General features: G+C 46.6%; 9 protein-coding genes. All 9 read left to right on the top strand.

Translation table 11 applies throughout. The features are described 5' to 3' along the window. Window positions 1-153 precede the first annotated feature (153 nt). The 9 genes from CHI14_RS28170 (at window position 154) to CHI14_RS28210 (ending at window position 10169) form a co-directional block, all read left to right on the top strand. Window positions 154-891, top strand: coding sequence for a Spo0B domain-containing protein (locus CHI14_RS28170; protein WP_095293322.1), 738 nt, complete (start codon window positions 154-156; stop codon window positions 889-891). Window positions 892-906: 15 nt separating this feature from the next. Then, the gene (obgE, locus tag CHI14_RS28175; protein WP_095293323.1) at window positions 907-2217 is read left to right on the top strand and encodes a GTPase ObgE; all 1311 of its coding nucleotides are present in this window, start codon (window positions 907-909) and stop codon (window positions 2215-2217) included. Window positions 2218-2461: 244 nt separating this feature from the next. Then, on the top strand, window positions 2462-2899 hold the full coding sequence (locus CHI14_RS28180) for an ACT domain-containing protein (RefSeq protein ID WP_024633956.1): 438 nt from the start codon (window positions 2462-2464) through the stop codon (window positions 2897-2899). 107 nt (window positions 2900-3006) lie between these two features. After that, on the top strand, window positions 3007-4293 hold the full coding sequence (locus CHI14_RS28185; protein ID WP_095293333.1) for a homoserine dehydrogenase: 1287 nt from the start codon (window positions 3007-3009) through the stop codon (window positions 4291-4293). A 119-nt stretch (window positions 4294-4412) separates the two neighbouring features. Then, the gene (gene thrC / locus CHI14_RS28190; protein ID WP_095293324.1) at window positions 4413-5483 is read left to right on the top strand and encodes a threonine synthase; all 1071 of its coding nucleotides are present in this window, start codon (window positions 4413-4415) and stop codon (window positions 5481-5483) included. Next, entirely contained in the window at window positions 5480-6448 is a 969-nt protein-coding gene (gene thrB / locus CHI14_RS28195) for a homoserine kinase (RefSeq protein WP_095293325.1), read from the top strand. The genes thrC and thrB overlap by 4 nt, the downstream gene beginning before the upstream one ends. Then, a complete protein-coding gene (gene pheA / locus CHI14_RS28200; RefSeq protein ID WP_095293326.1) occupies window positions 6445-7326 on the top strand; it encodes a prephenate dehydratase in 882 nt (293 codons plus the stop codon). The genes thrB and pheA overlap by 4 nt, the downstream gene beginning before the upstream one ends. Window positions 7327-7468: 142 nt before the next feature. After that, entirely contained in the window at window positions 7469-8353 is an 885-nt protein-coding gene (gene ilvE / locus CHI14_RS28205; RefSeq protein WP_095293327.1) for a branched-chain-amino-acid transaminase, read from the top strand. Between the two features lie 193 nt (window positions 8354-8546). Next, the gene (locus CHI14_RS28210) at window positions 8547-10169 is read left to right on the top strand and encodes a LysM peptidoglycan-binding domain-containing protein (protein ID WP_095293328.1); all 1623 of its coding nucleotides are present in this window, start codon (window positions 8547-8549) and stop codon (window positions 10167-10169) included. Window positions 10170-10748 lie beyond the last annotated feature (579 nt).

The following is a 10748-nucleotide window of genomic DNA, read 5'->3' on the forward strand; positions in this document are numbered from 1 at the left end:
TTCCGCCTAAGGAGCCTTCGGCAATTTTGCCGGAGGCTCTTTGTATTTAAACATGTATAGATGTTTTCGATAATGAACTGGCAGAAAAGACATGTTATACTTGGTTACGGTGGGGTTTAAAACCAACCGAGTTTTGTAGAACGGGGAGAAGCCATGAAATCTTGGAAAAGAGTGCCGTGGATTGCGGCATGTTCACTTCTGATTCCTTTGGTTTTCGTTGTGCTGTATCCGGCAGCCATTTCGAGTGCTGTATGCGCATTGTGGTCCGTGGCCGTAATCTTTGTTTCAATGAATGTGATGAAGAGGCAGGCGGAAGCGGAACGCAGAACCATCATACAATCTATGGAAAAGACAGCAATTGCATCACTAAATCATCATCGGCATGATTGGATGAACGATCTTCAGGTGTTATATGGATATCTTCGGCTGGGCAAACTTGATAAATCCGTGCAATGTGTGGAAAGAATAAAAGAACGGGTAACCGAGGAAAGTCGGATTTCAAAATTAGGCATTCCCTCACTCGTTTTTTATCTCCAGTCTTTTCGTGCCAGTGGCGCAGCTCTGGAATTGCATGTGGAAGTCGAGGAAGAATTGCAGCTTAGTGCTCTGATCTCTCCCGAGGATGGCGAGTCGCTTACGGGGGCAATTGCAGATGCAATCAGAGCCTATCAATACGGTGGCGGCCGGTCGTCTTGGGGAGAGGTTCGCAAACTGACCTTGAACTTCGGACAAGACCATGGGGATGTGGTTGTTCGGCTGGACGGGGATCAAACACCCGATCCGGAAACATTGCGGCAGCTTAATGCCGTACTCAAAGGAAAAAAAGTCAGAACGGAGCAGCTTCCGTCTGAAGACACGTTTATACAATTTAGAATGCCGTGTGGAATATAGGAAGAAGGGGTAGCCATGTTTGTAGATAAAGCGAAGATTTATGTAAAAGCAGGAGACGGAGGGGACGGACTTATTTCGTTCCGTCGTGAGAAGTATGTACCAAACGGCGGACCTGCCGGTGGTGATGGAGGCAGAGGAGCTGACATCATTTTCCGTGTGGATGAAGGCCTGCGTACCTTGATGGATTTCCGTTACCAGCGTCACTTCAAGGCCCCTCGTGGTGAGAAGGGACGCAATAAAAGTCAGCATGGTGCGAACGCTGAGAACATGATTGTGCGTATTCCACCTGGGACTGTGATTTTGGATGAAGACAGTGGAGAGGTATTGGCGGACCTGACGCGACATGGTCAACAGGTTGTTGTTGCGCGTGGTGGCCGAGGTGGCCGGGGGAATATCCGTTTTGCCACACCGAATAATCCAGCTCCTGAACTTGCCGAAAATGGTGAAGAGGGCGAAGAGCGCTATATTGTGCTTGAGCTTAAAGTTATGGCGGATGTGGGTTTGGTTGGTTTCCCGAGTGTAGGGAAATCTACACTATTGTCCGTTGTATCAGCGGCGAAGCCGAAGATCGGAGCCTATCACTTTACGACCATTACACCTAACCTGGGCGTAGTCGGTGTAGGTGAAGGACGCAGCTTCGTTATGGCCGACTTGCCAGGATTGATTGAAGGTGCTCATGAAGGCATCGGACTTGGGCACGAGTTTTTGCGCCATGTCGAACGTACCCGCATCATTATTCACGTTGTGGATATGTCTGGTTCGGAAGGACGCGATCCGTTTGAGGACTGGGTTAAAATCAATGACGAGCTGAAGCTGTACAATCCGGTACTCGCGGAGAGACCTCAGATTGTGGCAGCGAACAAAATGGATATGCCGGAATCGGAAGAGAATCTGGAGCAATTTATGCAAAAGGTTCGTGAAGTTCAGCCGGATATTGAGATCATGCCAATTTCTTCCCTGACTCGCAAGGGGATTCAGGAACTCCTGTATCGTGCGGCCGATCTGCTTGATCAGATTCCGGACGAAGTCGTGGTGGAGGAAGTAGCGGACATATCTGAACGCAAAGTGTACAGTCTGGATAAGAAAGAGGACGAAGGCTTCCGTATTGTGCGGGAGAATGAAATCTTTGTTGTTGAGAGTGCCAAGATTGATCGCATGATGAAACGGATGCAGCTGAACTCGCATGAGGCTATCCTTAAACTGGCGCGTACACTGCGTCATATGGGTGTGGATGAAGAGCTCCGTAAACGTGGTGCTGAAGAAGGCACGATTGTGCGCATTGGTGATTTTGAATTCGAATTTGTTGAAGGCAGCAGCTACTATTAAGTTTGATATGTGAAATTTAATGTATGGCTGCGCAAATATAAAAGAACATGTAGACGCAGAGAAGTGGGAAATGACCCGCTGCTCTGCGTTTTTTTTGTTTTTTCCTAACATGAGGCAGGGAGAACCTTGTATACTTTGAGAAACGCTTTTGAAAAAATAGACATGTAACGTATTGCCCTTTTAGTATAGATCCGATATAATGTCCACTATATGAAAACATGAGTCTTTGAGGAGAGGACGTTCTGTGAATGAACGCTATTACTTAGTACGGGAAGACATTTTGCCGGAAGCAGTGGTGAAGACGATGCAGGTGAAAGAGCTGCTTGCTTCGGGGGATGTCAAAACAGTGCATGAAGCGGTAGAGCAGGTCGGATTAAGCCGAAGTGCTTTTTATAAGTATAAGGATGGAATTCACCTCATCAACCAATTGGAACGGGAAAGAATCGTCACCATATCGATTGATCTGGAGCATCAGTCTGGTATATTGTCTCGCGTGTTGGGACATGTGGCTGGATATGGAGCCAACGTACTCACGATTAATCAGAGTATTCCGCTTCAAGGAAGAGCCAATGTCGTTATCTCGGTAGAGACGTCACATCTTCACGGAGAAATCGGTGAAATGTTGGATCGGATGCAGGATATGCCGGGGGTTCGGCGCACACGGATTGTTGGTCAGGGCTAACTGGATTTTATCTCATAACGTCCGGATATATGAAAAAAACTGCTTCATTGTACATAGAGGGTGTACAGAGGTGGCAGACATAAAAGACATTAGGGGGTAGATCGTTGGTGAAACCGGTAAAAGTAGGATTATTGGGACTCGGAACAGTAGGTACCGGGGTTGTTCGCATCGTGGAAGGAAACCAGGAGGATCTGAGCAGTCAGGTCGGCTCACCGATTGTTATCGAGAAGATTTCTGTAAAAAATACGGTTAAGGATCGCGTCATTGCAGTGGATCGAGCCAAACTGACAGAAGATCCGTGGGAAGTGATTCGCCACCCGGACATCGATGTGATCGTGGAGGTTATGGGTGGTATCGAACAGACGAAGGAGTATATTCTTGAAGCGCTGGAGCGAGGGAAACATATTGTCACGGCAAATAAGGATCTGATGGCTCTCCATGGATCCGAGATTTTAGCGAAGGCACAGGAGAAGAAATGTGATGTCTTCTATGAAGCCAGCGTAGCTGGTGGGATTCCCATTATCCGCACCCTGATTGAAGGTTTCTCCTCTGACCGGATTACCCGTATTATGGGGATTGTGAACGGAACAACGAACTTTATTTTGACCAAAATGAGCCAGGAAGGCGCTTCTTATGAAGAGGTCCTCGCAGAGGCACAGGCTCTGGGTTATGCGGAAGCCGATCCAACTTCGGATGTGGAGGGACTGGATGCCGCTCGCAAAATGGCAATATTGGGAACACTGGGTTTCCGCACCAATGTGGAGCTCCAAGATGTGGCGGTTAGTGGTATATCGTCCGTAACTCGTGAGGACATTACGTATGCCAGAAGACTCGGTTATGAGATGAAACTCCTTGGAATTGCGGATTGCCGTGATGACGAGATTAATATCAGTGTTCAGCCTACCATGGTGAGACAGAGTCACCCGATTGCCTCCGTTAATGGGGTGTTCAATGCAGTTTATGTTCATGGAGAAGCAGTAGGCGAAACGATGTTCTATGGTGCGGGGGCGGGTGAACTTCCAACGGCCACTTCCGTCGTTGCAGATCTGGTGGCTGTGATCAAAAATCTGAAGCTTGGCGTAAACGGACTTAAGGCCATCGTTCCTTACAAGCAGAAGCGTCTGCAAAGCGATGAACAGATCATGTCAAAGAACTTCATTTTGCTGCACGTGGACGACAAAGCGGGCGTGTTGGCGCAAATCACGCAAATTTTTGCCGAGTATGAAGTCAGCCTGGCTTCGGTCGTTCAACAGCCGAACGAGCATAACCCGGATGCCGAGATCATCATCGTTACTCATAATGCAAGCAAGGCAAGCATGGATAAAGTGTTGAAACACTTTGAATCTCTTAGCGTAATACGCCGCATCAAGAGTGTATATCGGGTTGAGGGGTAAGGTTATTGTTCTAATTCTGTACCATTCGAATTGCTAGGTTAAATTGAATGTACAATTTTTAATACTAGAATTTCAGGTCTTCATATTCGTATTACTTAATCATAAAGGAGCTTACTACAATGAGATATCAAGGATTGCTGCAAACGTACAAAGAGTACCTTCCGGTTAATGAAAATACACCTATGCTTACGCTTCAGGAAGGAAACACTCCACTGATTCATGCCGAAAATCTGTCCAAGGAACTTGGACTGAATTTATATTTCAAATACGAAGGCTTGAACCCAAGTGGTTCTTTCAAAGACCGCGGTATGGTAATGGCTGTTGCAAAAGCGATGGAAGAGGGCAGCCGTACGATCATGTGTGCCTCCACGGGTAATACTTCTGCAGCTGCTGCAGCATATGCAGCACGTGGTGGTCTGAACTGCATCGTATTGATCCCTAACAATAACATCGCACTGGGCAAGCTGGCACAGGCCATGATCTATGGGGCCAAAGTGATTGCGATTAACGGTAACTTCGACCGTGCACTGGAAATTGTACGTGAGATTACAGCGAAGCACCCCATCACCCTGGTGAACTCTGTGAATCCTTATCGCATCGAAGGTCAAAAAACAGCTGCATTTGAAGTGGTTGATCAACTGGGTCAAGCACCTGACGTACTGGCAATTCCAGTCGGCAATGCAGGGAATATCTCTGCTTACTGGAAAGGCTTCAAAGAATACAAAGAGGCGGGAAAATCGGACTCCTTACCGCGGATGGTTGGATTCGAGGCAGAAGGCGCGATGGCAATCGTTAAGGGAGAGCCAATTCTTGAGCCAGAGACTGTGGCCACTGCGATCCGCATTGGTAACCCGGCTAGCTGGAAGACCGCTGTAACCGCGGCTGAAGAGTCCGGTGGACAGATCAATTATGTAACGGACGAGGAAATCCTGACAGCATATCGCACGATTGCAGCACGGGAAGGTATCTTCGCTGAACCGGCATCGGCTGCTTCGGTTGCGGGAGTATATAAATTGAAGCAGGAAGGATACTTTAAAGGCGGAGAGACGGTTGTATGTGTCTTGACGGGTCATGGTTTGAAAGATCCGAACATTGCGATCAAAACGGTAGCAACAGAGCCGCTTGTAGTAGATGATTCGGAAGAAGCGGTTATGGCGGCTATTGCACAGCTGGAGCAGCAATCCGTATGAGTTTGCAGCAAAGAGTTACAGTAAAAGTACCTGCAAGTACAGCCAATCTGGGTCCAGGGTTCGATACCCTGGGCATGGCATTGTCTTTGTATGCCTGGATTGAGATGAAGCCGTCCGAACAGACGGTGTTTCATCTGTATGGAGATCATCTGAATGGTTTGCCAACGGATAGATCTAATCTAATCTACGAAGTCGCACAGATGGTATTCAATGAAGCAGGCGTGTCTGTTCCTGAACTGGAGATTTCCATGTTTTCGGACATTCCTCTTACCCGCGGACTGGGAAGCAGCGCATCTGCCATAGTTGGTGCTCTGGCTGCCGCGAACGCATTAATTGGTTCTCCGCTATCTGACGATAAGTTAATGGATATGGCTACTTCGCTCGAAAAGCACCCGGATAATGTGGGGGCTTCTCTATATGGGGGGATTATTGCGGCTGCTTGGGATGGCCGTCGTGTGGATCACATCCGTATTGAGCCGCATCAGGATTTGCAGACGTTGGTCATTGTGCCAGACTTCGAACTATCGACTTCCGAAGCAAGAAATGTCATTCCACAGCAATTTGACAAGTCGGATGTCGTGCATAATATCAGCAGGTCTTCCCTGTTGGTTGCAGCGCTGGCCAGCGGGCGGCTGGATATGATACAAAGGGCGATGCTGGATCGTATTCACCAACCATACCGGGCATCTTTGGTACCCGGCATGACTGAAATTTTGGAACATGCTGTAGAGTATGGTGCTTTGGGAGCTGCACTAAGTGGAGCCGGACCAACTGTTCTGACATTGGTGGATCGGCATGATCCCCGCAAAGCCGAGCTGGAACAGTATTTGATGGAGACTATGGGCAAGGAAGGCATTAATGCAACGCCGCTATGGCTGGATCCGGACCTAGACGGTGTAACCGTGCTGCCTGATCAAGATGAACGTCCTTTTTTGGACCGAATTAAAGGGGAAGTTAAAGCATGAAACGAATTGCCGTATTACCTGAAGGCTCCGTTTCCCATGAAGCTGTAGAATTTCTGTTTAATGGGGAACCGCTGGAGCTGCTTCATTCCAAACTGATTTCTGATGTGTTTCGCGCCACGGACAGTGGCAAGTCACAATATAGCGTCATTCCCATTGAAAATACAATTGAAGGCTCCGTTAGTTTGCATATGGACTGGCTGGTTAACGAAGTGGATATTCCTATGCAAGCGGAGTGGGTGTATCCCTCCATACAAAATGTGATTGGACATGGTTCCGAGTTCGCTGACGGGAGCGGTGCATATGACTTCAGCAAAATTACCAAGATCATGTCTCATCCGGTAGCCATTCCGCAGTGCCATAACTTTATCCGTCTTCATTCCCCGGAGGCTGAGCTTGAGGGCGTCAATAGTACTGCAGAAGCGGTCGAGTTGGTAAAAAAGAATCCCGGAAAGGGCTGGGCCGCTATTGGCACCCGCCTTGCTGCACAAAAGCATGGATTGGATATCATGGCTGAACGGGTGACTGATCATGATAACAATTACACTCGTTTTGTACTTATTGGTCATGAGCCAGTGCAGATTCAACGTGAGCCGGATCATGTGAAAACAAGTTTGCTGGTTACACTGCCTGAAGATGCACCTGGTGCTCTACATCAGGTATTGTCCGCATTCGCCTGGAGAAAGCTGAATTTGACTAGACTGGAGTCTCGTCCTACGAAGAAAAGGCTGGGCAGTTACTATTTTTATATCGATGTTGAGGAAACCGTAGAATCCGTATTGCTCACAGCAGCCATGGCTGAGATCGAGGCGTTGAATTGTCAGGTCCGTGTTCTGGGTAGTTATCCCTGCTATACATATCCTTCATTGAAAACTACCTGATAAACGGGTAGGATTTGCTGAGGATTGGCACTGAGATGGGTAAAACGTGAACGTAAAAGCTTGCCACATGTTGTACAATGTAATGGAGCAAGTCAAGAATCGGGAGATAATGATTGGAAATTAAACGGAGGTGCAGTCATCCATGTCAGAACAGTGGATTTATCTGGATGGTCAATATGTAACCAAGGAGAACGCAACCGTTTCCGTGTATGATCACGGCTTTTTGTATGGGGACGGAATTTTTGAAGGTATCCGGATTTATAACGGCAATATTTTCAGATGCAAAGCGCATTTGGACCGTTTGTACGATTCGGCAAAATCGATCAGTTTGAACATTCCTTTATCCTATGATGAAATGCTAGAAGTAATGGCAGAAACAGTGCGCCGCAATGATATGCGTAACGGCTATATCCGTTTGATCGTATCTCGTGGACCTGGTAATCTGGGTCTGGATCCGCTGCGATGCCCGAAAGCGTCTGTTATTATTATTGTGGAGCAGCTGGCAATTTATCCTGAGGAAGCATATCTTACAGGGTTAAAGGCCGTATCTGTATCTCAACGCCGGAATATCCCGGATGCACTGAATCCCAAAATCAAATCATTAAATTATCTGAATAACATACTTGTTAAAATCCAGTCCAACTATGCAGGTGTTGGCGAAGCAATCATGCTGAATTCCCAAGGATATGTTACCGAAGGATCAAGTGACAACATATTCATTATCAAAAATGGGGTAGTCTATACGCCGCCATGTTACCTCGGAGCGCTCGAAGGAATCACGCGTCAGGCCATCATCGATTTATGTGGTGAACTCGATCTGGAGCTAAAAGAAGTTCCGTTTACCCTGCATGATGTGTACATCGCTGACGAAGTCTTTTTCACGGGAACAGCTGCAGAAGTCATCGCTGCATATGAGGTTGATGGAAGAACAATTGGATCGGGTGTAGCTGGCCCAGTCACGTTGAGGCTGCTCGAAGCGTTCCGTCAAATTGTAGACAAAGACGGTTATAAGGTTTGGGAAGCTTAACCCTTCTAAACATATTGAAATGCAATATCCTTCTTGTCCAATAAAATCAGCATCCCTAATAGGATGCGGGTTTTGGAGGCGGGGAGGATTTTTTTTGTTTAGATGATGTCATTAGCCCAGTTTCTGCATAGGATGTAGTAACGGTATGGGCGAATGCACTGCCCAAGTAACACGTCTAGGAGGTTAGTTCCCCGTGAAAATACACATGGTGAAAAAAGGCGACACGCTATATTTACTGTCCCAAAAATATAATGTGGGCCTGGACAAAATTATTGCGGCTAATCCGCAAATTACTGATCCCGACAAGCTGGATATCGGTATGAAAGTTAAAATTCCTGCAGATCCCGTAACACCAAAACCGGAAGGAATACTGCACAGTCACAAAGTCCAGCAGGGGGATTCTTTATGGAAGTTGTCTCAGGCTTGGGGAGTCTCATTGAAGGATATGATCAACGCAAACCCTCAGTTGAAAAACCCGAATGCCTTGCTTGTTGGAGAAACAGTCTATATCCCGTCCCAACATGTACAGGGAAACACGGTGACGGGAAGCAGTGCGGGTAATATTGCTGCTCATGAAAAGCTTTCGCCTGAAGGCAAGGAATATACAGGCGTCAAAGAAGAGCCGGTACCACCAGCACCACCAGCACCGGAAATACCTAAGGCAGTAGAAGAGACGCCAGCTCCTACTCCAGCACCAGCACCTTTACCAGCAAATCCTGTCATGCCAAATGTGATGCCTGAATTAGAAGTACTGCCGCAGTTACCTGAGCTCCCTGAGGTTAAACCGGAGAAGGCACCTGAGAAAAAAGAACAGGTCGCCCCAGTTGCCGAAGTACAGCCTTTGCCGGAAGTGCCAACATACACCATGCCTAATCTTTCTCCTGAGATTATGCCGCTACCAGCCATCCCTAATACGAAGTCGCCGTCAGTCGTTTCACCTGCGACCAAATCTCCTTGTGGCTGTGGGAAAAAATTGCATCATGCGCCGGCTGAGCATCCATATGCTCAAATCCCTGTTCCTGTTCAAGAGGTTTATGCTGTTCCTGAATCATCTCATATTGCTGGATTTAATCACAATTCTGGGTTCCCAGGGTTACCTGAAGCTACTCCTTATTCGGTGAGCCCTTCTTACCAAGGTCAATGGACAGAGCAGAACCACAATAACTATATGCCGAATTTGGCTCCTGAACATCAGCAGGACAATTTTTATCCAGTCGCACCCGCTGCACAAGTCAACAGCCCGTTTCCTCCATTTGTTGCTGATACACATATGAACCAGCAGCCGTTTATTTCCCCTTACTCAACACTCCCGTATCCACCTTGTGGATGTGGCGGACATATGCATAACCCGCATTACGGCCACCCTGGATACAATTATCAGGATCCTGCGTGGGGAATGTATGGTTCATATGACCCGTACGGTGTACAGACACATATGGGGCCAAACATAGTACCAAACCAGCCCGTAGAGTATGCATATCAGAATCCGTATCCTTCACAAAACATGGTGCCCCCATCTCCACTGGGAGCTTTTGGGGAACTGTACCCAGCTCAAGACACTGTTGGAACTAAAAAAGGTGGACGTGAAGAAGTGGATTTAAGCCAGTCCAATGTATCGGGAGAAGAAGTAACGGAAGCAGGAGGCAAAACCAAGCAAGCTTCTGCAAAAACTGGCACTGCAAAACGCAGAACAAGCAAATCAAGTGGTAAAAGAACATCCAAAGTATCTGTTTCTTCTGCAAATGGAAGACGTAACTCAGAGGCGGAGAAACGTAATTCAACCAAAAAACGTCGTAATCCCTGGATACAGTCTTAGTTAATACAGACAGGATCGCAGATCCTGATGGTTAAGAAGAGGCCGGCCTATGTTGAAGGCTGGCCTCTACTTTAAATAAGAGGAAAAGAATGAGCAAATGATTGAATGTGAACTAGAAGTAAACGAAAAGTTGTAAATTAATTGTTAATTCGTTGTATGTGTGATAATATATCCATACGTTTTATTTTATTCTTATCTATATTATTTCAATGGATTTTGGTAGAGTTATTACGTATCTAAAATCTATGAAATAAAAAAAAGAAAAAAAGTGTTGCATTGATCTAATCGATATGTTATATTATTTAAGTCGCCGCTGAAACACAGCGTTGACGCGATAGAGAAATACATTAACAAGTTTGATCTTTGAAAACTGAACAACGAGTGAGTAATGATCTTACATGTAAGATCGAAAAGCTGAGAAATTGGTACAAGTCTTTTGACTGTATGATTTTGAAGCGAAAATGAGATTTTTAATCTCGTCAGATTCAAAATGAGCTAATCGCTCTTTTCAATACTTTATTGGAGAGTTTGATCCTGGCGCAGGACGAACGCTGGCGGCATGCCTAATACATGCAAGTC

The sequence above is a fragment of the Paenibacillus sp. 7516 genome (assembly GCF_002272715.1).
GTDB lineage: Bacteria > Bacillota > Bacilli > Paenibacillales > Paenibacillaceae > Paenibacillus > Paenibacillus illinoisensis_A.

What these genes read in the sequence shown, in the direction of transcription:
- CHI14_RS28170 (WP_095293322.1), top strand. Translation starts at nt 154, where the DNA reads ATGAAATCTTGGAAAAGAGTGCCGTGGATTGCGGCATGTTCACTTCTG.
- obgE (WP_095293323.1), top strand. Translation starts at nt 907, where the DNA reads ATGTTTGTAGATAAAGCGAAGATTTATGTAAAAGCAGGAGACGGAGGG.
- thrC (WP_095293324.1), top strand. Translation starts at nt 4,413, where the DNA reads ATGAGATATCAAGGATTGCTGCAAACGTACAAAGAGTACCTTCCGGTT.
- thrB (WP_095293325.1), top strand. Translation starts at nt 5,480, where the DNA reads ATGAGTTTGCAGCAAAGAGTTACAGTAAAAGTACCTGCAAGTACAGCC.
- pheA (WP_095293326.1), top strand. Translation starts at nt 6,445, where the DNA reads ATGAAACGAATTGCCGTATTACCTGAAGGCTCCGTTTCCCATGAAGCT.
- ilvE (WP_095293327.1), top strand. Translation starts at nt 7,469, where the DNA reads ATGTCAGAACAGTGGATTTATCTGGATGGTCAATATGTAACCAAGGAG.